At 45.1% G+C, this 26,497-nt stretch carries 16 protein-coding genes and 1 tRNA gene; 4 read left to right on the top strand and 13 right to left on the bottom strand.

What is annotated here, in order from left to right; genetic code table 11:
* Nucleotides 1-21: 21 nt before the first annotated feature.
* From BLW16_RS16565 to BLW16_RS16615, 11 genes are all read right to left on the bottom strand, one after another.
* A tRNA-Leu gene (locus BLW16_RS16565) sits at nucleotides 22-103 on the bottom strand.
* 107 nt (nucleotides 104-210) lie between these two features.
* Nucleotides 211-1,008, bottom strand: coding sequence for an ABC transporter substrate-binding protein (locus BLW16_RS16570; RefSeq protein ID WP_090558688.1), 798 nt, complete (start codon nucleotides 1,006-1,008; stop codon nucleotides 211-213).
* A gap of 45 nt (nucleotides 1,009-1,053) precedes the next feature.
* On the bottom strand, nucleotides 1,054-1,740 hold the full coding sequence (locus tag BLW16_RS16575) for an ABC transporter ATP-binding protein (RefSeq protein WP_090558689.1): 687 nt from the start codon (nucleotides 1,738-1,740) through the stop codon (nucleotides 1,054-1,056).
* A 37-nt stretch (nucleotides 1,741-1,777) separates the two neighbouring features.
* Nucleotides 1,778-4,171 carry an ABC transporter permease gene (locus BLW16_RS16580; RefSeq protein ID WP_090558940.1) on the bottom strand — a complete coding sequence of 798 codons (2,394 nt, stop codon included), beginning with the start codon at nucleotides 4,169-4,171 and terminating at the stop codon, nucleotides 1,778-1,780.
* A gap of 239 nt (nucleotides 4,172-4,410) precedes the next feature.
* The gene (locus tag BLW16_RS16585) at nucleotides 4,411-6,780 is read right to left on the bottom strand and encodes an ABC transporter permease (protein ID WP_090558690.1); all 2,370 of its coding nucleotides are present in this window, start codon (nucleotides 6,778-6,780) and stop codon (nucleotides 4,411-4,413) included.
* Between the two features lie 69 nt (nucleotides 6,781-6,849).
* Nucleotides 6,850-9,213, bottom strand: a complete 2,364-nt coding sequence (locus BLW16_RS16590) for an ABC transporter permease (RefSeq protein ID WP_090558691.1) — start codon at nucleotides 9,211-9,213, stop codon at nucleotides 6,850-6,852.
* Between the two features lie 39 nt (nucleotides 9,214-9,252).
* Complete coding sequence (locus BLW16_RS16595) at nucleotides 9,253-11,625, bottom strand: ABC transporter permease (RefSeq protein ID WP_090558692.1); 2,373 nt, start codon at nucleotides 11,623-11,625, stop codon at nucleotides 9,253-9,255.
* Nucleotides 11,626-11,703: 78 nt separating this feature from the next.
* On the bottom strand, nucleotides 11,704-14,076 hold the full coding sequence (locus BLW16_RS16600) for an ABC transporter permease (protein ID WP_090558693.1): 2,373 nt from the start codon (nucleotides 14,074-14,076) through the stop codon (nucleotides 11,704-11,706).
* Between the two features lie 66 nt (nucleotides 14,077-14,142).
* Entirely contained in the window at nucleotides 14,143-16,515 is a 2,373-nt protein-coding gene (locus BLW16_RS16605; RefSeq protein ID WP_090558694.1) for an ABC transporter permease, read from the bottom strand.
* A 105-nt stretch (nucleotides 16,516-16,620) separates the two neighbouring features.
* Nucleotides 16,621-17,319 carry an ABC transporter ATP-binding protein gene (locus BLW16_RS16610; protein WP_090558695.1) on the bottom strand — a complete coding sequence of 233 codons (699 nt, stop codon included), beginning with the start codon at nucleotides 17,317-17,319 and terminating at the stop codon, nucleotides 16,621-16,623.
* 54 nt (nucleotides 17,320-17,373) lie between these two features.
* The gene (locus BLW16_RS16615) at nucleotides 17,374-18,618 is read right to left on the bottom strand and encodes an efflux RND transporter periplasmic adaptor subunit (RefSeq protein WP_090558696.1); all 1,245 of its coding nucleotides are present in this window, start codon (nucleotides 18,616-18,618) and stop codon (nucleotides 17,374-17,376) included.
* A 175-nt stretch (nucleotides 18,619-18,793) separates the two neighbouring features.
* Between BLW16_RS16615 and BLW16_RS16620 the strand changes: the two genes are divergently transcribed.
* The 4 genes from BLW16_RS16620 to BLW16_RS16635 all read left to right on the top strand — a co-directional run bounded on the left by BLW16_RS16620 (nucleotide 18,794) and on the right by BLW16_RS16635 (nucleotide 23,636).
* Entirely contained in the window at nucleotides 18,794-20,164 is a 1,371-nt protein-coding gene (locus tag BLW16_RS16620) for a sigma-54-dependent transcriptional regulator (RefSeq protein WP_090558697.1), read from the top strand.
* A gap of 4 nt (nucleotides 20,165-20,168) precedes the next feature.
* The gene (locus BLW16_RS16625) at nucleotides 20,169-21,527 is read left to right on the top strand and encodes a sensor histidine kinase (RefSeq protein WP_090558698.1); all 1,359 of its coding nucleotides are present in this window, start codon (nucleotides 20,169-20,171) and stop codon (nucleotides 21,525-21,527) included.
* A 22-nt stretch (nucleotides 21,528-21,549) separates the two neighbouring features.
* The gene (locus tag BLW16_RS16630) at nucleotides 21,550-22,602 is read left to right on the top strand and encodes a ferredoxin--NADP reductase (protein WP_090558699.1); all 1,053 of its coding nucleotides are present in this window, start codon (nucleotides 21,550-21,552) and stop codon (nucleotides 22,600-22,602) included.
* Nucleotides 22,603-22,757: 155 nt separating this feature from the next.
* Nucleotides 22,758-23,636 carry a PD-(D/E)XK nuclease family transposase gene (locus tag BLW16_RS16635; RefSeq protein ID WP_090558700.1) on the top strand — a complete coding sequence of 293 codons (879 nt, stop codon included), beginning with the start codon at nucleotides 22,758-22,760 and terminating at the stop codon, nucleotides 23,634-23,636.
* A 95-nt stretch (nucleotides 23,637-23,731) separates the two neighbouring features.
* Here BLW16_RS16635 and BLW16_RS16640 read toward each other — a convergent pair whose 3' ends face one another.
* Both BLW16_RS16640 and BLW16_RS16645 read right to left on the bottom strand, forming a co-directional pair.
* Nucleotides 23,732-25,006: a glucose-1-phosphate adenylyltransferase gene (locus BLW16_RS16640; protein WP_090558701.1), complete on the bottom strand. Its 1,275-nt coding sequence runs from the start codon at nucleotides 25,004-25,006 to the stop codon at nucleotides 23,732-23,734.
* A gap of 12 nt (nucleotides 25,007-25,018) precedes the next feature.
* Nucleotides 25,019-26,425: a glycogen synthase gene (locus BLW16_RS16645; protein WP_090558702.1), complete on the bottom strand. Its 1,407-nt coding sequence runs from the start codon at nucleotides 26,423-26,425 to the stop codon at nucleotides 25,019-25,021.
* Between the last annotated feature and the right edge of the window lie 72 nt (nucleotides 26,426-26,497).

The following is a 26,497-nucleotide window of genomic DNA, read 5'->3' on the forward strand; positions in this document are numbered from 1 at the left end:
GACTGCTTTTTTGTGATGGTGTGCGGATGAAGGGACTCGAACCCCCACGCCGTGAAGCGCCAGATCCTAAGTCTGGTGCGGCTACCAATTACGCCACATCCGCATCTAGGAGTTGTTTAGGACTGCAAAGATAGCTATAGTTATCACTTCTCAAAAACCTTTCGTGTTTATTTTGTCCTTACAGCCTTAAACCATTCATTTTAAGGCTTATTATTTTAGTTTAGGCTGTAACTGGAAATGATATTGAACTGCTTTCAGCAGTCTGCTGCCATACCAGGAGAACATTTCCCCGTCCACCAGCATAATTTCCGCATCCGGAATAACCTGCTTCAGCTCCTCCAGATGTTTTTCTTTAAAGGGATAAGGTTCTGAAGACAGGAAGACCAGGTCTGGTTTCAGGGCCGCGAGTTTTTCCATATCAGTTTCAGGATACCGGCTTTCTTTCGTGATATTGGTAAGGCCGGTCTTCATCAGGATATCATTGATAAAAGTATCTCTCCCGGCCAGCATATAAGGATCCTTCCAGATCAGGTAGGCCACCTTTTTATCTATTCCGAGCTGCAGGGCCAGCGTCTGCAGATCTGTAAAACCCGCATTGATCAGGTGGTTCAGGTAAGCGGCTTCAGGCTCTCTGTCTACCAGCCCGCCGATCTGACTGATCATGCTCATCGCATCTTCCAGGTGATTGACATCGCTCATCCAGACCGGAAATTCTGCGCTCAGCAACTCAATGCTCTCCCTGGTATTTTCTTCCTTATTGCCAATAATGAGGTCAGGCCTGAGGCTTCTGATCAGTTCGATATCGAGTTTTTTCGTCCCCCCTATTCTTGTTTTCGTTTTATACTGCGCAGCAGGATGTACACAGAATCTGGTGATGCCTATCACTTCGTCTGTTAGTCCCAGTTCAAATAACAACTCTGTCTGTGAGGGCACGATGGAAATGATCCGCTTCGGTGGATAGTTCATCGTCACTTTCCTGCCGAGCTGATCAGTAAAGGTTCTTTGCATCCCGTAAAGATAAGGAACGCAGTATAAAGTTTATATAAACAGTTTTTATAGATTCACTACATTAAGGTCTTCTTTGATCACACCGTCCAGTAAATGGAGGATACGGGAGCCATAACCTGCGTTGACCTCGGAATGTGTAACCTGTATAATGGTGATGTTCTCCTCTTCGTTTAACTTTTTGAAGAGCTCCATGATCTGCAGGGCCTGTGCAGACTGCAGGTTGCCCGTTGGCTCGTCAGCCAGGATGATGGAAGGCTGGGCTGCCAGGGCACGCGCGATGCCCACCAGCTGTTGCTGACCACCTGAAAGCTGGTTTGGGAACAGGTCTTTTTTACCTACGATATTGAAACGGTCGAGCATGTCGGCCACCCGGCTTTTGCGTTCCGCCCCAGCTATCTTTTTATACAGTAACGGTGCTTCGATATTTTCCGCTACGGTCATTTCATCTATTAAATGATAAGCCTGAAATACAAAGCCGATGTGGTTCCGGTAGAGTTCTATTTTTTTTCGCTCGCTCAGCGAAGTGATGTCCTCCCCCATAAACTCATAGGTGCCGTAGGTGGGTTCTTCCAGCATGCCCAGGATATTGAGCAGGGTGGATTTACCGGCTCCGGAAGGGCCCATGATCGAGACGAACTCGCCCTGCTGAATGGTAGTGCTTACATGTCTGAGAATGTAACTTTTCAATCCTTTAGTGGCGTAATATTTTTCTATATTCTGTAATGTGATCATCTTGTTATGTTTAGGTAGTTTTTATAAAATTATAGTATTATTCGTATTTCAAAGCATCAATCGGGTTGGTCTTCGCAGCGCGGTACGACCTTAAACTTACTGTCAGCAGCGTAACCAGCATGGAGATGGCCATGGCAGCTGCAAAAGGCCATATGCTCAGTTCAATTCGGTAGGTATACCGGGAAAGCCATTTGGAGATAAAGATATAGGCTACAGGCCAGGCCACAAGATTGGCAATCAATACCATCAGCACAAATGATATGTTCAGCATCCTGACCAGCTCAAAAGTGGAAGCCCCCAGTACTTTCCGTATGGCCATTTCCTTTGTTCTCTGGGTGGCAACAAAAGAGATCAGTCCAAACAAGCCAATAAAGGCAATAAAGATGATCACGGAGGCAAATACTTTAAATAAAGTTCCCATTACGCGTTCGTTTTCATAATATCTCTCAATGTCCTCCTCCATAAAGGTGGACCTGTAAACGTTATTCGGAAAAGTGGAATTCCAGATGGCTTCCACCGCTTTCATGACTGAAGGAATCTGATGGGAGTCCATTTTTATGGCCAGGGTACCTATATTATTCTTACTTGAATAGATTAGTATCGGTGAGATCGCTTCCCGGAGGTTCATGTTGTTAAAATCCTTTACCACGCCAACAATGGCTGCCTTATGGCCATCCCCGACGGTGATCATCTTTCCGATAGCCTCCTCAGGGTGTACAACATTTAGTTTCCTTAACAGGGTTTCATTCACTACATATTCCTTTATGGTATCGCTTTTGGACAAGGCCCTGCCGGCAACCAGTTGCAGGCCAAAGGTTTTAAAATAGTCCAGATCGGCAGGTTTGACATTTACCTGGAAGTCTGCATCTTTTGTTCCTCCGTAAGAAAAATTTGTCAGGGTGTTATCTCCTGACGAAGGACCGCTGGCGCAAAAACTTGCGGAGAGTACCCCGGGGATATTTTCTATCCTGGTTTTCAGGATATCATATTTCAACCGGTTCAGGCTGTCACCGGGAACATAGGGCATTGCAACTGCTGATGAATTAAAGCCAAGGGGTTTTTCGCGCATGAATTTCATTTGTTTGAGCACAACGAGTGTTCCTGTGATCAGAATGATCGTAATGGCAAACTGTGCAACAACCAGTACCTTCCGCAGGGCAGCACCACCGGAATTTCCAACATTCACTTTGTTTTTGATGGCCAGGGCCGGACTAAAACCAGACATGACCATTGCCGGATAAAACCCTGCCAGGAAACCTACAAACAGCACCATGCAGCCCATAAAACCCAGGATCTCCGGTTGTTGTACCAGGCTAAAAGATAACTTTTCCCTGAATAATCCGGCGAGGCCCGGCAATGCAGCCTCAGTAATGGCACAGGCAACAATCAGGGCAAAAATGGTAAGTGTAATGGTCTCTGTTAAAAACTGGACCATCAGCTGCTTACGCCTGCTGCCCATTACCTTCCTCACCCCTACCTCCTTAGAACGGCTTACCGCTTGTGCGGTAGCCAGGTTAATAAAGTTGATACAGGCCGTCAGCATCAGGAAAACCCCGATGATGCCCAGTCCCCAGATCTCTTTCATTCCCGTGGTGTTGTTTGAGGAATTCCCATAGCGGTCATCCCGGTGGACTTCAGCCAGGGGCTGGAAGAGATGACCTTCTTTTCCCACACCTTTTTCTACATAGTATTTTTTGATGAACGCATTTTTGGGGCCTTCCAGATCAGCTATATTCCTGCCCTCTTTCAACAGTATATAACATTCAGAAGCATCGCTGACGCTGCCCCAGCTTTTCATATTCCTGTTTACATATCCTGAATAGGCAATAGCAATCTGGATGGGGTTACTGCTATTCTCGGGGACGTTTGCAAATACACCGGTCACTTTCAGATCTGTCTTGTTGTTGTAATTGATCGTCTGTCCTACGGCTTTGTGCCAGTCGCCAAACAGTTTAACCGCCATATCCTCACACAGCGCCACTGAGTTGGGTGCTACCAGGTCTTTTTGCGGGTCTCCCTGCAACCAGCGGTAGTCGAATATCTTAAAGAACTGGGGTTCCACATAAAATGTCCTTTCATCCGTTTTGATCCTCACGTTCCCGGAGGGATCTTTTATGGTGATCACCCCACGTCCGCGCTGTATTGCCGCAACCTCATCCAGCATGGCAAAATCGTTCCGCATTGCGGGTGCCAGAGGCAAAGGAACTCCGCCCGAGAATTCTTCGCTCCCGCTGTATTTCCAGGAAGAAACCACGCGGTAGATCCTGTCTTTACGGGCAAACTGCTGGTCGTAACTCAGCTGGTACCTGATGAAGATAAAGATCAGGATACAGCTTGCCATGCCAATAGAGAGGCCTGCGATGTTGATAAGTGTGTATCCTTTGTTCTTCCAAAGGCTTCTCAATGCGATTTTAAGATTAAGTTTAAACATATCTGTCAGTTTAATAAGGTAATTCATCTTTTCGCGGATCAATTCCCGCAGCTTACAAAGCCCTAACCCTACGCACACCAACTTCTATCAATCCGGCCTGGCTTGCGCCTACGCCCGATCAATGAAGTTAATGTACGCGGTAATTAATAGAAACATCCCTATAACTATCAATCATACATCCCGTTACTGCCGGCAGATCCCCTAAAAATCTGCCACAGCATGCTCCGTGATGTATATCTTTATTCATATTTCAAAGCATCTACTGGGTTGGACGTTGCTGTTTTATAAGCCTGGTACCCCACCGTCAGCAATGCAATAAGTAACGTTCCTGATGCCGCAATCAAAATGATCCACCAGGAAATTGTGGTATGGAACTCGAATTTCTGCAGCCAGGCCCCCATAAAATAATAGGCCAGGGGAACAGCAATGACGATGGCAACAACGATCATTTTCAGAAAAGAGAGGGACAATAACTGCATCAGGCTATACACTGAGGCCCCAAGTACTTTTCTGATCCCAAACTCTTTGGTGCGCTGCTCTGCACTGTAAACTGCCAGGCCAAATAATCCAAGGCAGGAAATAAAAATCGCAAGTCCGCCAAACAGGTTGGATAATATGCCCAGTGTAACCTCCTGCTGAAGCAGGGCGGCATACGCAGCACTTACAAAGTTGAGTTCCAAAGGATAGGCCGGATTAAGTTCCCTGCTGATTTTCTCAATGACCTCCGTATTTTCCTTTAAGCTGCGTTCCGGGTTCAGGCGCATGGTAATTGCCCCTTTATTCCTCTTGTTCATGGTAACGATCAGGGGATTATTGGATTTATAGGGCGAATCGAATACGTAATCGTCGAAAACACCGATAATGGTTAACTTTTCTCCGAACAGATCGATCACCTGCCCTAAAGGATGGGCTAAGGCCATTGTTTTTACTGTAGCAGAACTCACCAGCACAGCAGCGGTATCAGAAGCATATTTCTCTGAAAAGTCCCTTCCCTGTATTACTTTCAGCCCGGTTGTTTTGATAAAATCAACTGTAGTCAGTACTTTATTGAACTGGATATTGTTATCGGCCGTCATACCGGGCCATTTGATTCCGCTGATGTTATTATTATGGTGCACTAAGCCGGAGTATGAATGATACATGCTGGTTACGGCACCACTTTTTAGCAGCCGGGCCTTAAGCAGGTCATATTTAGTGAGCAGTGCGCCTTCCTGCGGCATCTCCACCAATGCGTTCACCTCCACACCAAGAGGCCGGTTTTTGATGTATTGAATCTGTTTGTAGATCACCAGCGTAGAGATGATCAGCATGATCGTAAAGCAAAACTGGCCGATGATCAATACCTGCCTCATGCTCACATCCAACATCTTCCTGCCCTGTGTTTTTCGCTTCAGTGTCTGTATAGGATTAAAGGAGGACAAATAAAACGCAGGGTAACTGCCGGCGACAAGACCTGTGATGACTACCAGTCCCACTATCCCAAGCCAGCTGCGGGTATCAAAATAACTCATCTTCAAATTCATCTGCAGGAGATTATTGAAGGCCGGAAGACATATTTCGGCCAGCGTGATGGCAATGGCAATACTAATCATCGTCAGCACCATAGATTCTGTCAGGAACTGGATGATCAGGGACGGCCTGCTTGCACCCATAGTTTTTTTAATCCCCACTTCTTTGGCACGTTTTTCCGATTTGGCGGTGGCCATATTCATAAAGTTGATGCAGGCAATCAAGAGTATACCTATAGCGAGGCCCATAAAAAGCCATATCCTTTCAATGTCACCTCCTGTGCTTCTGCCATTTTCAAACTTTCCATACAGGTGGATTTTATTTTGCGGAAAAAGGAAATGTGTTGCAAATTTTAACTGTTTATAGTTTTTCAGCAGTTTGCCAAGTTTTGCGTTGACCAGTTCAGGATTGGCATCTGCATCCAGCAGCACACGCGTCAGGTAACTGAAATTGCCCCAGTTCAGATCTTTGGCATCGGCATCCAGTTCTTCATAAAAAGACCAGGGCATCAGGTAATCAAACTGGTCAGAGCTGTTGGCAGGCAGGTCCTTAATAACTCCGGTCACTTTAAGATTGATATTGTCCTGATAACGTACAGACCTGTTCAATACATCGGTTGTTCCGAACAAGGTCTTTGCCATGCCCTCGGTAAGAATAACAGAATGAGGATCATTTAAAGCTATCCGGGGATTTCCATAGCTAAACTGATAGTCATAAATACGAAGAATATCAGGTTCGGCAAATCTGGATGTTTTTTTGAAACTGTTTTCGCCATTGGCGATCAAACCTTTCCCCCCATAGTCCATACGGCCAACATACTTCACTTCGGGTATCTGCTGTTTGATCAGTGGCGCAAGTGCTGTAGTTGTTCCGTCAAAGGTCATGAATACCTTTCCGTTGTCGTTGCTGATATTGGTCATGGCCATATAGATGTTCGCTGAATTTTTAGACTGCTTATCAAAATTCCACTCATAGGTTACATAAATCAGCAATATCAAACATGCCGCAAGGCCGATAGCCAAACCGATCACGTTAATGAAAGAAGACACCTTATTTTTCCAAAGGTTGCGTAATGCGATTTTTAAATTGAGTGTAAACATCTTCAGATCAGTTTAGGTATTCATAATTTTTAAAGCAGCGGCTTCTTTATTCCATTTTTTAAAACTTCTTTATTCGTACTTTAAGGCATCTACAGGGTTTGCTTTCGCCACCTTGACAGACTGTACGCTTACGGTTAAAATGGCAATGATCAGGGACAGGCCGAGTGCAATGGCAAAAGGCAGCACTGAGATAGACACCCTGAAACTATAGGTAGATAACCAGTGATTGATGATCAAATAAGCAATCGGAAAAGCGATCAGATCAGCGATAATGACCAGTTTGATAAAATCCTTATTCAGCAGCGTCACGATGTTCATGTTACTTGCGCCTAAAACCTTTCGGATACTGATTTCCTTTTTCCGCTGCTCGGCCATATACAAAGCCAGCCCCAGTAAACCCAGGCAGGAAATGAAAATGGCAAATCCCCCGAACCAGTTGGCAACCGTGCCCAGCAGTTTTTCATTCTGGAACTTCTGCTCGAAATTGTCATCCACAAATTTGGTATCCACAGGGAAGCCGGGGTTAAGCCTTTCAGTTACTTCTTTGATTTTATCCATAGATGAGCTGATATTAGTCCCTGCATTTAAACGTGCCACCACGACTTCCACCTCGTTCATCTTGTGGTATAAAATTAAAGGTGCCGTTTGGCTATATGGATTTTCCATGACAAAATCTTTCATCACCCCAATGATCGTGACTGGGCTGTTCCAGAACTTAATAACGGTACCCACCGGATTTTTTAATCCCATGATCTTGACCGCAGCTTCATTGATGATCACATTTGCTGTATCTGTATATTTAGGAGAGAACTCCCTGCCGTTAATGATGCCTGAACCCATCGTTTTTGCAAAATCGTATCCCGCACTCCTGTGGTTAAATAATACATTCTCCTTAGGATTTTTTCCCTGCCAGTTCACGTCAAATGTGTTATTGCCCCCCTCGCTGATGCTGCGGCTAAAAAAAGTAACATCGCTCAACGCACCGGATTTCAAAAGCTGGTCTTTTAACAGAATTAATTTCTGCTCGTTATGCATAGACCCCTGAATGGGAATTTCAACCAGGTTATTTTTGTTATACCCGATGGATTTATTTTTGATAAAATTTAGCTGTTGGTAGATTACTGCTGTACAGATGATCAGGCAGGCCGCAAATACAAACTGGAAAACCACCAGTACCTGCCTGACAGACAACGAGGTACTTCCGGTCGTCTTAACTCCTTTCAAAACCTGTAAAGGCTCAAAAGAAGAAAGATAAAATGCGGGATAACTTCCTGCAATACATCCTGTAACTATCGTCAGTCCGGCAAAAACACCCCAAAACTTCCAGTCCGAATAATGAATGACCAGTTCGGTGTGCAGTACCCCATTAAAATAAGGCAGGCTGATCTCTATCAACACAAATGCAACTACCATCCCGAGAACGGAGAGCAAAACAGATTCGAGCATAAACTGGCTAATCAGCGATTTCCTTGAAGAACCGATCGCTTTGCGGACACCTACTTCTTTCGCTCTTTTTTCAGAACGTGCTGTTGACAGGTTCATGAAATTCACACAGGCGATCAGCAGGATGCAGAAAGCGAGCATGAAAAAGATTCTGACCTGGTCAATCTTTCCTCCAACTGACCTTCCGTTTTGAAATTCACTGTATAAATGCCATTTTGATAACGTATGCAGGGAATAATGCCCTGTTGCACCCTGTTGATGATTGGCTAAAACGTGGCTAAGCAATTCATCGGCTTTGCTAAAGTTTTCTCCCTTCTGCAGTTGCACCAGTGTAAGGCAAAAGTTATTGCCCCAGCCAGACTCTTTTACAAAGGGCTGCTGTCTTTCCCATAAACTCCAAGGCAGCAGGTAATCAAATTCAATACTGCTGTTTTTCGGGATGTCAGCAATGACAGCATCCACTTTTAGATCTTCCTTATTATTGAGTTTAACAATTTTATTGATCGGGTCTTCATTCCCAAACAGATTTTTAGCCAGGGTTTCGGTAAGTATGACAGAATTGACTTCCCGAAGTGCGCGGGCAGGGTTGCCTTTTAAAAATTTATAGTCCATGATTTTCAGGAACTGCGGATCGCCATAAACGGCAGCTTTTTTGAAATAACTTTCATGGAAGCTCAGCAGCTGCGGCTGCGGATAACTGGAATGGGAGGCCATAACAGCCCCCGGAATAGTTCCACTTAGCTCTGGTGCAAGCACTCCCGGAGTCCACGCCCAGCTCATCATGCCCGAGCTTGTAACCTGATGCTGGTAGACCACATAGGTATCCGCATAATTTTTTGATTGTTTATCGTATGACCATTCATAGGCGACATACAGCAGCAATACCATACAGCTGGCAAGGCCAATGGCAAGACCGCCAACATTGATCAGCGTATACCCTTTGTTTTTCCAAAGATTTCTAAGGGTTATTTTAAAATTGAGTCTAAACATGATCTTTTCTGGTATGGGTTGGTGGGTAAACGGAAAATCTTACTCATATTTCAACGCATCCACTGGGTTTGCCTTTGCGGCTTTATAAGCCTGGTAACTGACCGTAAGCAGGGCGATAGTTATCGTACCGGCCGCGGCCATCGCGATCATCAGCCAGCTGACCGTAGTATGAAAATCGAACTTCTTCAGCCAGTTATCCATTACATAAGTAGCGACAGGTATCGCAATGATGATCGACAGTACCACCATCTTCAGGAAGTTCAGTGACAGCAGTTGCATCAGGCTGGCCACAGAGGCGCCAAGTACCTTCCTCACCCCTATTTCTTTTGTCCGCTGTTCGGCACTGTAGGCTGCAAGGCCAAACAAGCCCAGGCAGGAGATGAAAATTGCCAGTCCGCCAAAAACATTGGAAAGCAGCCCCAGGATCTTTTGGGACTTCAATTTTTCGGCATAGAGCGCATCAACAAATTTAAATTCTACAGGGTATGCGGGGTTAATGTCTTTAACGATGCGCTCAATCACAGCCAGATTAGCTGACGCAGGATTCGCAGAATTTAAACGCATGGTGATATATCCGCCCTGCTGTTTTCTGAAAGCCACCACCATCGGGTCTTGTTTTTGAGAGGGGGCATTCCAGACAAAATCCTCAAATACACCTACTACGGTACAATTATCCCCTTGGTATTTCACGATTTTTCCAACCGGATTAACGAGGTTCATCTGCTTTACCGCGGAAACGCTAAGCATCACTGCGGCAGAATCTGAAGGAAACTGACGGGAGAAATCCCTGCCCTCAACCAGTTTCAGCCCGGTGGTCTTTACAAAATCATAAGTGGTAGCCATCTGGCTGAAGACCATATGCCGTTCCGTTTCATTGGACCCCGGCCATTCCATCCCCCAGAAATTGGAGTTGTACATGGCCATGCTGCCGGACAGCTGACAGATCCCTTCTATCGCGCCGGACTGCATTAACCGTTCTTTCAGCAGCTCAAATTTACCTTCCAGCTGCCCGTCCTGTGCCAATTCCACCAGCTCATTCATCTGGTAACCAGCAGGCTTATTTTTAAGATACTGTATCTGTTTGTAGATTACTGTTGTAGCAATGATCAGGATCACGGCAAAACTAAACTGCACCACCACCAGTACCTGGCGAAGGCTGACAGACAATATCCCGCGGGAAGGGGTCCTTTTCCGGAGCACCTGCAGCGGGTTAAACGAAGACAGGTAAAATGCAGGGTAACTGCCTGCCACAACCCCGGTAAAAAGAACAATACCGATCAGGCTTATCCACAGGTAAGGATTGGCATATACGATGTTCATTTTTATCCCCAGCAGGTTATTGAATAAGGGAAGGAACACCTCCACCAGCACGATGGACATGACGGCACTGCACAAGGTAAGCACCAGTGATTCCATCAGGAACTGGCTGATGAGGCTGCCCCGGGTTGCCCCGATCGTTTTTTTAATTCCTACTTCCTTTGCCCGTTTCTCTGATTTTGCAGTAGCCATGTTCATAAAGTTGATACAGGCGATCAGCAGAATGCCAATGGCAAGCCCCATAAACAGGCGCAGTTGTTCAATTCCACCGCCTGTACTTTTTCCCTCTGTGAACTCCCCATAGAGGTGTAATTTGCTGAATGGAAAAAGCATGGGAGATGACGTAGCATCGGATACATGTTTTTTGATGATCCCTTTGATAGAATTGTTGAGCAGGTCCGGATCGGCATCCGGGCTTAACGTCACCAGGGTTGTCCAACTATAATTTGTCCATGCCGGACGTTTTGTCCATTCGTACATTCCCTCAAACAGCGTCCAGGGCATCAGGTAGTCCAGTTGAAGTGAAGTATTGTCCGGTAGATCTTTGATCACCCCGGTAATTTTGAGATTCACTTTGTCCTCAAAACGGACAGACCTGTTTAGTACGTCCGCAGTACCAAACAGCAGCTTAGCGGTAGATTCGGTAAGCACCACGTTGTTTGGCGCATCAAGTGCTGTCTTTTGGTCACCGGAAATGAAATGGTAATCAAATATTTTAAGAATACCGGCATCCGCAAAACGGCCTCTCTTTTTAAAACTGTTTCTTCCATTGGCAATGAGCCTGGAATCCCCGTCATCGATCCGGCTCATCGCCTTCACACTGGTGTAGCTTTGTTGAAGAGCCGGCCCGACGGTATTTGGTGTCCGCGGTCCTGTTCCACTGATACTTCCGGCAGGGCCGTCAAAGTTGATCATGATCTGGTAAACGTTGGCTTCATCCTTTAACTGCTTATTGAAATTCCACTCATAGGACACATACAGTAATAGCAACAGACAGGAAGCCAAACCTATAGCCAGTCCGCTGATATTGATCAGTGAGGCAGTTTTATTCTTCCACAGGTTCCGTAAGGCGATTTTGAAATTGAGTTTAAACATGTCAGACCGGGTTAAAATATGTTTATGCTGGTGTTGTTATTTTTATTGTTATTTCTTAGTGTGCTGTCCATTATCCTGTTATTCGTACTTAAGTGCATCAACAGGATTGGCATTTGCCGCTTTGTAGGCCTGGAAACTTACGGTCAACAGGGCAATGGCCAGGGTTCCCGCAGCGGTCAGCAATACGATCAGCCAGCTGATACTGGTGTGGAATTCAAAATTCTGCAGCCAGTTATTCATCACATAGTTGGCTATGGGAACGGAAATGATGATTGCAAAAGCCACCATTTTCAGGAAACTGAAGGATAACAGCTGCATTAAACTGGAGACAGACGCGCCCAGTACTTTCCTTACGCCAATCTCTTTGGTACGCTGTTCAGCGCTGTAAGAGGCAAGGCCGAATAAGCCAAGGCAGGAAATGAAGATGGCCAGACCGCCAAACAGGTTGGATAAGATTCCCAGTACACGCTGCGTTTTTAATTTCTCCGCATACAATTGATCTACGAACGTAAGTTCTACTGGATACGCGGGGTTCACCTCTTTTACAATCTTTTCTATGGTAGCTATATTCTCAGTAACGCTATTGGAAGGGTTCATTCGCATGGTTACCTTACCGCCCCAACCCTTCATGAAAGCTACCACCAAGGGGCTTCCTTTCAATGTGGGAGAGCCGAGTATAAAATCTTCAAACACCCCCACTACAGTGACCTTATTGCCATGGGCAACTACCGTTTGCCCTACCGGATCTTTCAAATTCATTCTCTTCACCGCGGAGCGGTTCAATAATACCGCAGCACTGTCAGAAGCGAAACTACGGGAGAAGTCCCTGCCCGCAACCAGTTTTACACCTGTAGTTTTTACAAAATCATACGTTGTGGCCAGCTGGGAGAAATTCTGCAGCTTATCGGCCTCCGAAGATCCCGGCCATTCCATTCCTGAAAACCACGAGGTCTCAGTGGCAATCGTTCCGGAAGACTGGTAGAGCGACAGTACGGCACCTGATTTAGCCAGCCTTTCTCGAAGGACATCTAATTTATCATACAATAAACCTTCCTGTGGCAATTCCACCAGCTGATTGATCTCGTATCCGACTGGTCTGTTTTTGATGTATTGAATCTGCTGATAGATCACCGTAGTAGCAATGATCAGGATGACGGCAAAACTAAATTGCCCCACCACGAGTATCTGCCTGAGGTTTACAGAAAACAGTCCGTTCTTTATGTTACGTTTCGTTAAAATCTGGATAGGGTTAAAAGACGACAGGTAAAATGCGGGATAGCTGCCTGAAATTAAACCTGTGATCAGTACAACGCCCATCAGGCCAATCCATATAGAGCTATTGGAATAATTTATACCCAGCTGAATGTCCAGCAGCCTGTTAAAAAACGGGATGCAGAGCTCAATCAGCACGATGGCCAGGGTAGTACTGAGAACGGTCAATACCATTGACTCCATCAGGAACTGGCCGATCAGGCTGCCACGCGTTGCGCCGATCGTTTTCTTGATGCCAACTTCTTTTGCCCGCTTTTCAGATTTAGCGGTAGCCATGTTCATAAAATTGATGCAGGCGATCAGTAATATGCCAATCGCAAGCCCCATGAACAAACGCAGCTGATCTATCCTGCCGCCTGTACTTTCTCCCTTTACAAAAGTATCATAGAGATGCAGTTTGCTTAACGGAAACAGTACCATCTCGTTTGATGACCATGAAGCATGCTGTTTGATCACTCCTTTTACAGACCGGTTAAACTGTTTGATATCGGTTTCAGGATTCATCCTTATGATCGTCTTGTAGTTTAAATTTCCCCAGTCGGGACGCTTGATCCAGGACCGGTATGCCTCATTCAAAGACCATGGCAGCAGGAAATCAAAACTAACAGATGTATTGCCGGGCAGGTCTTTGATCACGCCGGTGATCTTAAGATCCGTTTTATCGTCATACCGCACCGATCTGTTCAAGACATCAGTTGTTCCGAATAACATCCTGGCTGTGGATGCTGTAACAATCACACTGTTCGGCTCAGTCAGGGCAGTACGCTTATCTCCGTAGATAAAATGATAATCGAAAATATTCAGGAGGTCAGGATCTGCAAAATAGGTGGTTCTTTTCAGGGTCTGAGCACCATTGGCAATCAGTCTTTTTCCCTGGCCTTCTATTCTGGCTGCGGCTTTGACGGCCGGATAATTCTGCTTAAGCAAAGGCGCTATCGCATTGGGTGTAGCATCTGCTGTTCCATCAACTTCTCCGTTAGCATCCCTCCCATTGATCATCACCTTATAGGTCTGCCCGGTATCAATGGTTTGTGTATCATAATCATATTCATAGGCAACATACAACAGCAGCAACAGACAGGCAGCCAACCCAATAGCCAGTCCGCTGATATTGATCAGGGAGGAAGTTTTATTTTTCCAGATGTTTCTTAAAGCTATTTTAAAGTTAAGTTTAAACATGATAACCGGGATTTAGGTAACTTATGTAGTTTACTGTTGATCTGTTGTGAGTTGATGTGCTATTATTTATTCGTATTTTAATGCATCTACCGGATTTGCTTTCGCCGCCTTGTAAGCCTGGAAACTTACGGTGAATAAGGCGATTCCTATAGTGCCGGCCGCCGCCAGCAGGATGATCACCCAATTCACCGAAGTATGAAACTCAAAACTCTTTAGCCAGTCAGACATGATATAATTTGCAACAGGTATGGCAATGACAATGGCAACGCCTACCATTTTCAGGAAGCTGAATGATAAGAGCCCCATCAGGTTGCTTACCGATGCGCCCAATACTTTCCTTACGCCAATCTCTTTTGTACGCTGTTCGGCACTGTAAGAGGCAAGGCCGAACAAACCCAGGCAGGAGATAAAAATTGCCAGTCCGCCGAAGAAGTTAGACAATATCCCCAGTACCTTCTGGGATTGTAATTTTTGCGCATACAGCTGGTTCACAAAGGTGATATTTACGGGATATGCAGGATTGATCTCCTTCACGATCTTTGCTATTGCAGTAATATTTTCTGAGGCAGGATGTGCAGGGTTCAGCTTCATCGTCACCATTCCGCTCCATTCCCTGCTGAAACCGACGATCAGCGGCTTTTCGCTCTCAAAGGGAGAACCCAGGATGAAATCCTCAAACACGCCTACGATGGTAGATTTATACCCATGGTGGTTTACAATCTGACCAATGGGGTTCTTCAGGTTCATCACATTCATGGCCGAATGGCTGATCAGTATCGCGTTTGTATCTGAGGCAAACTTTGGCGAAAAATCCCTGCCATATATTAATTTTACTCCCGTTGTCTTTACAAATCCATAGGTGGTGGCCATGGTATTGAACCTGATCAGCTTATCATCTTCAGATGAGCCCGGCCATTCGCCACCACTTGAACTTGACAGTTCTTTTGAGATCGTTGATGAAGAAGACAGTACTGAAGAAACTGCGCCGGATTCCAGTAACCTGGATTTCAGCAGTTCGTATTTCCCATACAGCTCACCTTCCTGCTCCACCTCTACGAGTTCATTTACATTGTAGCCTACCGGCCTGTTTTTGATGTACTGGATCTGCTGATAGATCACTGTAGTGGCAATGATGAGGATGACCGCGAAGCTGAACTGCCCCACCACCAGTACCTGACGTAACGTGATAGAAAAGATACCCCTGCCCAGGTTTCGTTTTCTTAAGATCTGCACCGGGTTAAATGAAGACAGGTAAAAGGCAGGGTAACTGCCTGCGATCAGCCCGGTGACCAATACTACGGCGACTAAACCCAGCCACATTGCCACACTGGAATAGTTGATATTCAGTTCAATGGCAAGCAGACGGTTAAATAAGGGGAGGCACATTTCAATCAGCACAACGGCCATCACGGCGCTGAGGACGGTTAAAACCAGTGATTCCATCAGGAACTGACTGATCAGACCGGCCCTTGAAGCACCGATAGTTTTTTTAATCCCCACTTCCTTGGCGCGCTTTTCAGATTTGGCCGTAGCCATATTCATAAAGTTTACGCAGGCAATCAGCAGGATGCCAACGGCCAACCCCATAAATAAACGCAGCTGTTCTATTCCGCCCCCGGTGCTTATACCGTTGACAAAGTTTCCGTACAGATGTAAGCTGCTGTATTGAAAAAGGAAGGGCTCAACCTTTAGCTTTAGTCCGTTTTTCTGATAAAGATCTTTAATGGAGGCGTTGATCTCAGACACATTGGCCCGGGGATCTATTTTCAGCAGGGTAGTATAACTGTAGCTTTCCCAGTTAGGTTCCCGAACCCAGGAAAATTGTGATTCATAGACAGACCATGGCATCAGGTAATCAAAAGACCTGGATACATTGGGCGGAAGGTCCTTAATCACACCGGTGATCTTCAGGTCAAGCTGGTTCTGGAAACGGATGGACCTGTTCATTACGTCGGTAGTACCGAAAAACAGTCTTGCTGTTGATTCCGTAACAATGACACTGTTCGGCGTGCTTAATGCCGTATGTTTATTGCCATAGATAAAAGTATAGCCGAAAATATCCAGGATCTCAGGGTCAGCAAACTCCCCCATTTTTTTATAACTGTTCAGCTCGCCAGATACTAAGAAAGGCATGGCCCAACTCAGTCTTGCAGCTGTTTTTACCCAGCTGTATTTCTGCTTGAACAGAGGTGCAATCACATTTGCCGTACTTGGCCCCGTTTCTGCAATCTGTCCGTTTGCTCCCTTGTGGTTCATCATCACCTGGTAGATATTTACATCGTCTTTTGCGTGTTTATCAAAGTTCCATTCGTAAGACACATACAGCAATAACACCAGGCAGGCGGCCAAACCAATGGCTAGTCCGCTGATATTGATCAGTGAAGACGTTTTGTTCTTCCAGATGTTTCGTAAGGCTATTTTAAAGTTGAGCTTGAACATATCGTCGCTATTATTTATGATTTACCACCTGAGGCGGCCAGTGTGCAGAAGAGCCCCAGACGAAATCTTCAGCTACACTCACCGTCCTCAATGGTATTTCTTTGGTTAGATCAGTTCTTCAGTACGGCTTTTATTTATTTTTTCGGAGATCACATGCCCGTCTTTCAGGTTGATAATCCGGTTTGAGAAACTTGCATCATGTGAAGAGTGGGTTACCATCACAATGGTTGTTCCCTGCTCATTCAGCTCACAGAGCAGCTCCATCACTTCATTCCCGTGGGAGCTGTCCAGGTTACCTGTAGGCTCGTCGGCCAGTACCAGCTTGGGTTTGGTCACCAGTGCACGTGCCACCGCAACACGCTGCTGCTGACCACCTGATAGCTGCTGTGGAAAGTGGCCGCTCCGGTTAACGATGTTCATCCTCTCGATGATCTCGTTCACGAGGCGTTTACGTTCTGTAGCAGGAACCTTGTTATAAATTAAGGGCAGTTCTATATTTTCAAATACAGTCAGTTCATCGATCAGGTTAAAATTCTGGAACACAAAACCCATGTTCTGCTTACGGAAGTTGGAGCGCTGTTTGTCGTTCATGCTGAGCAGTTCGGTCTCCAGGAACTTGTAGCTGCCGCTTTCAGGTTTATCCAGTAAACCCATTACATTAAGCAGGGTAGATTTGCCACAACCTGAAGGCCCCATAATGGAGACAAATTCGCCGGTTTTTACATGCATATTGATTCCGTTCAATGCAGTAGTTTCTATTTCCTCCGTTTTGTAGACTTTTTCCAGGTTCTCAATTTTTATCATGGTCTTATATTTATGAGTTTTATCTTATTTGATTTCTCTTTATCTCAGGCAGCACTATTTGCTGACTTCTATCACGTCGTACTGGTTAAACTGGTCGTATGACGAGGTGATCACCTCTTCGTTCTTCTGCAGCCCTTCCATGATCTCATAGTACTGGTAGTTTTTACGTCCGATCTTTACATTTCTTTTCATGGCTTTTCCATCCTTCAGCACAAACACCCATGAGCCCCCGGTACTTTGAAAGAATTGCCCCTGGGCCAGTAACAGTGATTTACTATTGTCAGACAGCGTCAGCTTTACCTGTAAAGATAAACCTCTCCGCAGTTCATCCGGTGATTTTCCTTCAAAAACAAGTTCTACCTGGAACTGCCCTGCAGTAACCTCCGGAATGACCTTGCTCACCCTTAACTCATATGTTTTGCCGTTGAATTCGCAATTGGCGGTCTGCCCTTCCTTCACCCTGTTCACATAATATTCATCAACTCCTGCCTGCAGTTTGTAGCCCTGCAATACGTCGATTTTGCCCAGCATCTCATTGGCAGCATAAGATTTACCTACAACCGGGTCATAAGATGACAGCCTGCCCGAAACAGGGGCTTTGATGGTCATGTTTTCAATATTCTCCCTGATGGACTCCAGGCTTTCATTCATCCGGCCTACAGAAAAATCAATCTGTTTCAACTGCATCACCCTGCTTTGGAACTCCTGCTTCACGGCCTGTTTCATGATATCTTTCCGGCCTTTGTTATATTCATAATCCTGGCTGGAAGTGTTAAATTCTTCCCTGGTGATCACTTTCTTGGTAAACAGGGCGCTGTCAATTTTAAACTTGCGCCTGGATGTTCTTAATGCATCTTCGATCACCATCATCTCCTGGGTCATCACCCGCTGGTTCTGCTCCAGGTCGAGCCGCACTTTACGCAACTGGTTCTGCTGCTCAATGATACCTGTTTCACTGGTGGTATAGCCGGAAAGCGCATGTGGATTTGCAATTCTGAGCAAGGGCGTACCCTTGGTGACACTGGCCCCGTTCTCCACAAAGATCTCAGCTACGGTACCACCTTCAGATGAACTCACGATTACGGAGGTAAGCGGCACTACGCTGGCATTCAGCAAAACCACATCTTCAAAATCGCCATACCTCACTTTGCTGATGGTGAGTTTGTCGGCATCAGCTTTATATACTTTGCTTAGCGAGAGTTTATATCCGTAGGCAACGAGTGTAAATAACAACACCCCGCCTATGGCTATAAAAACCATTTTCTTACTGAATCTCTTTTTCTCTATAATCTTATCCATTGCTGTTCTTTGTATCCTGCAAACCCTTATGCCAAGGATATGCCAAAGAAAAAACATAGATTTAAATTACTGTAAAACAGCGTATTAAATATTTAATTTTAAAAACAGCGTTCGTTATCGGACACTTAATGTACAACATCGGACAATTCAATTATTTTTGAATAAATCTTGTAAAATGACGGAAGCTAACGTTTTAGTAATTGATGACGATGATGACATTCTGCTGAGTGCAAAACTGTTTTTAAAGCAGCACTTTAACCAGGTGGTCATCTGCAAATCTCCAAAAGAGATCAATGTACTCCTGAGCCACAATGAAATAGATATTATCCTTTTAGATATGAACTATCAAAAGGGCGCGAGCGACGGGCGTGAGGGTTTATACTGGCTGGAACATATCCTTTCTATTGACAGGGATTATGTGGTGATCTTAATGACAGCCTATGGAAACGTAGAGCTGGCGGTACAGGCCATCAAAAAAGGCGCTACAGATTTTATTCTCAAGCCCTGGGAAAATGATAAACTGTATGCTACCCTTTCCGCGGCCTCAAAATTAAGGCAATCTACTAAAAAGGTGAAAAAACTGGAGAAGATCCATTCTTCACTGCAGAATGATATTGCCAGGAAATTTGAAAATATTATCGGCACATCCGGCCCCATCCAGCAGCTGCAGCATACCCTGGTTAAGGTGGCGCCAACAGATGCCAATGTGCTGATCCTTGGCGAAAACGGGACAGGTAAACAGGTGTTCGCCTATGAGCTGCATAAACACTCTTTACGAAAGAACAATATCTTCATGCATGTAGACCTGGGTTCTCTCAATGAAAACCTGTTTGAAAGTGAGCTGTTCGGCTATGCCAAAGGCGCTTTTACCGATGCGCGGGATGACCGTCCGGGCAGGTTTGAACTTGCCGATAACGGCACCATCTTCCTGGACGAGATCGGGAACCTCTCGCTGCCGCTGCAATCCAAATTGCTGACCGTACTGCAAAACCGCACGGTAACCAGGCTTGGGGAAAGTAAAGAGCGCAAAGTAAACGTCAGGCTGATCACGGCCACCAATATGCCGCTGAATGAGATGGTGGGAAAAGGTACCTTCAGACAGGATCTGCTGTTCAGGATCAATACGGTAGAACTGATCCTGCCACCGCTGCACCAGCGTGCGGAAGATATCCTGCAGCTGGCCAACCATTTCTTGCAGACCTTCAGCACCAAGTACCACAAGAACATCAGCCGTATCAGTGATAAAGCAGGGAAAACTTTACTGGGCTATCACTGGCCGGGAAATGTACGGGAACTTCAGCATGTGATGGAAAGGGCCATCATCATGGCAGACGGCCATGAGATCACGGAACTGGACCTGCAGCTGAGTCCGCAGCGGTTTGGCAGTGCCGCCCCCGTTACCGCCAATATGGATCTGGAGGAAATGGAAAGGATGATGGTACAGAAAGCGATAGATAACCATAAAGGCAATATATCCCGCGCAGCGGCTGAACTGGGGCTTACCCGTGCAGCCCTGTACCGCAGGATAGAAAAATTTGGATTGTAGGCCTATGTTTTACGAACGGTTTACCTTCAGGCTCATCTTCAAGCTCTTGTTTATTAATGCACTGGGCTGGTTGCTGATTTACCTCATCCTCAAAACAAAGCTCTGGTTCACCATCGCGGGGCTGTCATTTATCCTAATCACCTCAGTGTATACCCTTTACAGTTATATCAACCAGATCAGGTCAGACATCAAACGTTTTATCCTTGCCATCAAAACGCGCGACCACACGCTGAATTTCAAAAATAAAAGCACCAAAGGAAGTTTTCCCGATCTGTATAATTCATTTGATGATATTATAAAGACCCACAAGGATATACAACTGGAACAGGATGCGATGTTCCAGCTGATCAGAACCATCTTACAGCAGGTTCCCGTTGGCGTGATCGTAGTGAAAGACGTTAAAGATGATGCAGAACAAATGGAAATTGCTTTTTTTAACGAAGCGGCTGCCACATTGCTGAACGTTCCTGCCTATAAATACTGGCACCGCCTGAAACAGCATCTGCCGGTTTTCACGGCCGAGATAGCGCACATCCGTAAGGGAGGTAAAAGGTTCCTCGAGCTGAAGATACAGGACAAACTCATCCAGTTGTCTACCGAGGTGATCCCGCTGAACTTATACGGGGCAGACTATACGATTATCTCTTTTCAGAACATCAAAGATGAGATTGAGCAAAAAGAGATCGAAGCCTGGAACAGGCTGATCGGGGTGATCTCCCATGAGATCCTGAACTCCATCACGCCGATCAGTTCCTTATCAGATACGGTCAACAGCATGGTGGCCAATAAAGAATACCTGAATAAAGAGGATCTGGAAGACCTCAAACCTGCCCTGCAAACAATCAAAAGACGGTCAGAGGGACTGCTTGGCTTTGTAAAAGATTACCGGCTGATCGCCGAACTGCCTACTCCGGAGCTTGAATTCCACAGTATAGGCGGAATCCTGCAGCATATTCATGTATTGATGCAGCCCTTTGCTGCTGCAAAAAACATCAGGCTGCAGGTAGGACAAACCTCTTCAAAGATCACCGTAAACGTAGACCTTAAACTCGTGGAACAGGCGCTGATCAATCTGGTGACGAACAGCATATACTCCCTGGAAGACACGGAGAATCCGTTGATAGAGATTGACTACCGGCTGGAGCAGAATAAATTGTTCATCGATGTGGCCGATAATGGCAAGGGAATTGAACCTGAGGTACTGGAGAAGATTTTCGTTCCTTTTTTTACCACCAGGAAAAACGGTTCCGGTATTGGCCTGACCATCACCAGGAATATCATGAAAATGCACTACGGGAGCCTTGAAGTAAGTTCTGTACCCGGGGAAAAGACCATCTTCTCACTGGTTTTTAACTATGTTTAAAGGAAATCGATAGATTTGCAGGATGACCACACTACAGTTACGTATCACTGAAATTTCGAAACAGCCTGGGGATAATGTTTTTATCCGTTTAGCCCCTGTTGAGGGTGCCATGCCACATTACGAGGCCGGACAATTTCTGACAGTGCTGTTTGAAGTGAAAGGTAAAGAGATCAGGCGCTCCTATTCCATATGCAGCTCTCCGGATGTAAATGAAGCCCTGAGCATTGCCGTTAAACTGGTTGAAAACGGAGAGATCTCCAAAAACCTGCACCATAAAACTGCCCTGGGTGATATACTGACCACCTTACTGCCAAACGGGATCTTTACGTACAGCCCTGTGGCGGAGATCAGACGCACCGTTTTTCTCTTTGCTGCCGGGGTGGGTATTACACCTGTATTCTCCATTTTAAAAACTGCTTTAACCAGGGAAAACCAGTCTAAGGTGGTACTGATCTATAGTAACAGGTCGCAGGCCAGTACATTATTTTATGATGAACTGAACGAATGGCAGCAGTGGTATCCTGAGCGTTTCAAACTGATCTTCCTCTTCAGTGATTCCAAACGGCTTCAGTTTGCGCGCCTGAACAGTTTCCTGATCCATGATCTTGTTGGGGCAAATCTAGGATATGATCAGTCAGACGCGCTGTGTTATACCTGCGGGCCTATTGATTATATGGTCATGTGCAGGATTTCCCTGCTGGCCATGGGATACCGTCTGGACCAGATCAAAAAAGAGACCTATTTCATTCCCGAAGACGAAGCTGATGATGACGACATGACCGAAAAAGAGGTACGGGACAAGAACACCTATAGCGTCATTCTTGAATTTAATCAAAATACTTACCAGTTAGCGGTTCCTTACTACAAAAGGATTTTACAGGTTGCCCTGGAGCACCAGATCAACGTGCCTTACAGCTGCAGGGCCGGTATCTGCAGTTCATGTGTGGCCACATGTACCGATGGAGGCGTCAGGATGGATTACAATGAGATCCTTACCGATCAGGAAATTGCAATGGGAAGGGTACTTATCTGCACCGGGCATCCTACCCAAAACAATACCAGAATCGTGATATGATAGCAATTTAAATTTTGGCGTTCCAAACAATTAATTAATATTTAAATTAAACAGGCTCTATTATATAATATTGGTTAATATAAATTAATTTATTATTAATATTGTTTGCTTAAGTAAATAATGGTAATTACATTTGACATATAACTTATTAAACTATGTCAGAAAAAACGAACCGTTACATTGACCCGCTCACAGATTTTGGATTTAAACATCTTTTTGGCAATATGCTGAATAAAGAAATCCTCATTAAATTTTTAGCTGCTGTTTTTGAAGAAAAAAAACAGATTGCCGATATCACTTACCAGCCGGAGACAACAGGTGAGCGGAATGAAGAAGGGAAAAAAGCCTTCTCAGAGCTGCTGTGTACAGAAAAAAACGGGAAGCAGTTTAAGGTGGTCATCCAGCGTATAGAAGAAGATCTGTTCCGAAAAAGCACACGTGACTTTATGGCCAGTTTCTTTAATGATCTGGAGGCAGACGGCAGCAAGCAATCCGGCTTTCCGCATAAAGAATGTTACCTGCTGGGCCTGCTGAATTTCAGTTTCGGAGATTGCGAAGACCTTTATTACAGGGAAATCAGTTTTACGAAGATGGATATGAAAAGAAACCCTCATGGCAAACTCGGCTTTAAGTTCCTGGAAATACCCGAGTTCTCCAAATCCGAAGAGGGCCTGGAAACAGAAACAGACAAATGGTTTTACCTGCTGAGCCATCTCCATGAACTGGACAGCGTTCCTCCGTGTTTCGGTGAAGAGATCTTCCAGCAACTTTTTAAAGCTGCTGAACTTGCAGGCTTAACGGACGAAGAACGTGAAACGCATGCCGCTCAGGTGAAGGAAGTGGACAGGAAGGACAACCGGACTCTTTATCACCCGGAAAAAGCAGCGGAAAAGGCTGCTGAAAAAGAAGCTGCCGAAGGCCGTCTGGACAGTGAATCAAAAGATTTCTTTATAGAGGTGTTTAAAATGGGATATGAACTCGGTTTTGAGCAGGGTATGCTTGAAATAGCAAATGAAATCAACGCAAAAATGTAGTATAGCATTACCGGCAAAAATGCAGGCTATGTTAAATGCAAAAAAAAGAGGATGTTTTCTTGTAAAAACATCCTCTCTGTAATCGGTTTATGAGATTATCCTATAACGGTACCATTTGAAATGATAGCACCTTTTTTAACCACCACGATCCCGTCTTTTACTGCGTAAGATTGAAAATCGCCGTCTGGCATATGCGGGCCTCCGTTAATCTGCACGTCATTCCCTATCCTTGCATTTTTATCAACGATAGCATTCATAATCCTGCAGCGGTCACCAATTCCAATCAGCGGGTTACCCTTTTCATTCTCTTCAGCTATCTCGCCTAATGTCTGGTAACGATCACTCCCCATAATATAAGCGTTTTCAATCGTTGTTCCATTGCCGATCCTGGAACGGATACCAATTACAGAATGTTTAATATAATCTGCATTCAGAATACACCCTTCAGCAATCACGGCTTTATCAAGGGATGAACTTAATATCTTGGTTGGCGGAAGCATCCTCGGACGCGTAAAAATACTCTGGTGACTATCAAAAAGATTAAACTTAGGAATATCATCTGTCAGCCCCAGGTTAGCTTCAAAGAAAGAACAGATATTACCGATATCGGTCCAGTAACCTTCATACTGAAAACTCAATACTTTCTGTTCTTTCAGCATTCTCGGAATGATTTCTTTTCCAAAGTCCTTTTCATCAGGATTTTCGGCAAAGATGCTCAATAAAAGATCGCGGTTAAAGATATAGATCCCCATTGAAGCAAGGTAGTTTCTGCCTTCGGCCTGCATTTCGGGGCCTGTATCTGAAGCCCAGTCTACCAGTAGGTCACTGCTTGGCTTTTCGATAAATGAAGTGATGATATTATCCTCGTTAGCCTTAAGGATACCAAAACTTGTGGCATCTTTTGCGGTGCTTGGGATGGTTGCCAATGTTACTGCTGCACCGCTTTCTTCATGTGCGATCAGCATTTCATTGAAATCCATCTGGTAAAGCTGGTCGCCCGACAGGATGAGCACATATTCAAACTCATGCTGCAGCAAGTGGTGCATGGTTTGTCTTACCGCATCCGCTGTTCCCTGGAACCAGGTAGGGTTGTCCGGAGTCTGTTCAGCAGCCAGAATATCAACAAATGCATCACTAAAATGACTGAAGTAATAAGTATTCTTGATATGTTTGTTTAAAGAGGCAGAGTTAAATTGTGTAAGTACGAACATGCGGTGTATACCGGAGTTCAGACAATTGGAAATAGGAATATCTACCAAACGGTACTTACCCGCAATCGGAACTGCCGGTTTGGAACGTGTCTGGGTAAGTGGTGATAATCTGGAGCCCTGACCACCGCCAAGAATAACTCCCAATACTTTTTCAGTCATATTATTTTTAAATTACATTTGGTATGTGTCTATATATTGTTGGGCAGCCCTATCCCAGGAATGGTCCAATTGCATCGTATATCTGAGAATCTCTTTCATTCTTTTTTTATCCTTGTATAATTCATAGGCCCTTCCCATTGCCTGTCCAACGTCCCAAACGCTCGTCTGATCATGACAAATTCCAAATCCTCCGTCTCCTATATCAACTACCGTATCTCTCAATCCGCCAACTCTTCTTACGATTGGAATAGTACCATACCGTAAGGCATACATCTGGTTCAGGCCGCAAGGCTCAACTCTCGAAGGCATGAGCAAAAAATCAGCTCCCGCATAAATCTGGTGGGAAAGTTTTTCATTATACCCGATATAAGCATTATAATTCCCTGCAAACCATGTATTAAGTTCTGATAATTTTCCTTCTACGACAGGGTCACCAGACCCTAAAACCAGGATGTTAATATTTCCCCGGCTATGGGCAAGCGCATTGTGAAAAATATCAGGCAACAAATCTGCACCTTTCTCGCCTACCAACCTACCGATAAACGTGAATAGAGGCTTTGTGGGATCCAGGTTAAAAACAGCACACAATGCCGCTTTGTTTGCCTTCTTGCCACTGTCAACTGTCCTTGTATTGTAACATTTCTCAAGCATAACATCCGTTTTAGGGTCCCATACCTCATTATCAATACCGTTCAGAATCCCGGAAGACTTACCGCGTTCACTTGCCAGCAAACTTTCCAACCCATTTGCGCGGTGACTCAACTCATTAAGGTAACTCGGCGAAACAGTGGTCACACGCCATGCATTTTTAATGGCTGAGGCCAGTGGGTTGATTGCATTTCTCCACTCCAGCAGTCCTGATTTCCAAAGATCGAAAGCCGGTAAATAATGGAGTTTATCCCATCCGAATTGTCCCTGATACTGGGCGTTGTGAATCGTCAATACGGTAGGAATATGGTTCAGGCTTTTATATCTTTCACAGTTCGCCGTCATAAAGGGAACGAGTCCGGTATGGTGATCATGGCAATGGATGACATCGGGACGGTGCTCCCACTGGTTGATCCAGTCGAGCGCAGCAATCTGATAAGCCAGGAAACGCTCGGTATCATCAGCGTAACCATATACTTTATCACGGTCGGTTAACCCCGCAATATGTACCAGGTAAAGATCAAACCCCAGTTTATTTGTTTTTTCCCGGAGGATGCGAACGGGAAATCCCTGACGGCCTAAGTTTACCCAGGCGTCATACACTACTTCAAACTCACTCTCCCACATAAACGGGTTGTTATATGCGGGCATGACCACCTTGGAAAAATGCCCGAGTTTATTCTGATATTTTGGCAAAGCCCCTACAACATCACCCAGTCCGCCTACTTTAGCTACCGGATAACACTCTGCACTCAAATGAATTATTTCCATATAATTTTCGGGATGGCAATCGTTGAACTGAACAAAATTTAAGATCAAAATATGAGTTATAACCGGAATAAC

It is taken from the genome of Pedobacter hartonius, assembly GCF_900107535.1.
Classification (GTDB): Bacteria; Bacteroidota; Bacteroidia; order Sphingobacteriales; family Sphingobacteriaceae; genus Pedobacter; species Pedobacter hartonius.